The sequence below is a fragment of the Methylophaga sp. UBA1464 genome (assembly GCF_002325665.1).
GTDB lineage: Bacteria > Pseudomonadota > Gammaproteobacteria > Nitrosococcales > Methylophagaceae > Methylophaga.
In genome coordinates this window covers 18,356-19,591 of record NZ_DCSO01000099.1, presented here as the reverse complement: position 1 = coordinate 19,591, position 1,236 = coordinate 18,356, and the positions used below count along the sequence as shown (strand labels likewise).

Below are 1,236 nucleotides of genomic sequence, written 5' to 3'. Positions count from 1 at the left end.
CGTTTAGCGATTTCAACTGTGTTGGTGATGGCTTCCGGAATATCGGAAAACAAGCGCACCATTTCTTCCGGACTTCGCAGGTATTGCTGTTCGGAGTACATCCTCGGTCGACGAGGGTCATCCAGTAACCGGCCTTCGTTAATGCACACTTTGGCTTCATGTGCTTCAAACTGATCGGGTGTTAAAAAACGCACATCGTTGGTGGCGACCACTGGCAAGTCGAGTTGACTGGCAAGCTGTAATGCCTGCTGAATATAACGCTCTTCATCTTCACGGCCAGTACGGATCAGTTCCAGATAAAAACGATTGGGAAACAACTTCATCCAATGTCTGGCAAGTTGTTCAGCTTCTGTCTGGCGACCACCGAGCAGATCACGGCCTAACACACCTTCACGCCCACCACTGAGACAAATCAACCCATCGGTTTGCCCATCCAGCCATTCGGGTTCCAGCATGGGTACACCCAGATGTTGTCCTTCGGTATAGGCTCTGGAAATCAATCGTGACAGATTGTGATAGCCCTCCATCGTGCTGCACAACAACACCATACGCAGGCTTTTTTTACTGTCGTTACTATCGCGCAGCCGGATATCGGCACCCAAAATCGGTTTGACCCCGGCTTGCATGGCAGCACTGTAAAGTTTGACGGCGGCAAACAGGTTATGTTGATCAGTAATAGCAATTGCCGGCATGCCAGACGCAGCAGCGGCTTTGACCAGCGGTTTGATACGGACCAGTCCGTCAACCAGCGAATAATCGGTATGTAAATGAAGGTGTACGAATTGCGAAGTCATGAGACCGTTATTTAATTCAAAGCAAAATGATAACACCACCGGTTGGTGGTAAAAGAGGAATCTCCCGAAAATTTATCAGGTAAGATCCAGTTGTCGATCGGTATCAGGCGCATAGTTGGCTACGGTATAAACCGCCTGTTTCCATTGCTCGCCGGCCATTAATGTATCCCGATCAATCGGATGTCGACCGTGTAGACGAACCAGACGCATATGTCTTAGCGGATCGGCTTCACATTTAAGATTATCCAGCACACTTTCGACCTCCGACGGATTATTGCACAGCAGCAATAAATCACAGCCAGCAGCCAGAGCCGCTTCGGCACGGGCCGTACTGTCACCCATAATTGCAGCACCCGCCATGCTCAAATCATCACTGATGACTGCGCCTTGAAAGCCCATACGTTTACGCAGAATTTCCTGAATCCAGTATGGCGAAAAACCC

The 1,236-nt window shown here is 49.6% G+C and carries 2 protein-coding genes; both read right to left on the bottom strand.

The window, feature by feature from the left end:
- On the bottom strand, positions 1–794 hold a 794-nt coding region (locus B3O33_RS13720; protein ID WP_292363831.1), incomplete at its 3' end, for a PHP domain-containing protein.
- Positions 795–869: 75 nt separating this feature from the next.
- On the bottom strand, positions 870–1,236 hold a 367-nt coding region (locus B3O33_RS13715), incomplete at its 5' end, for a glycoside hydrolase family 3 N-terminal domain-containing protein (protein ID WP_292363830.1).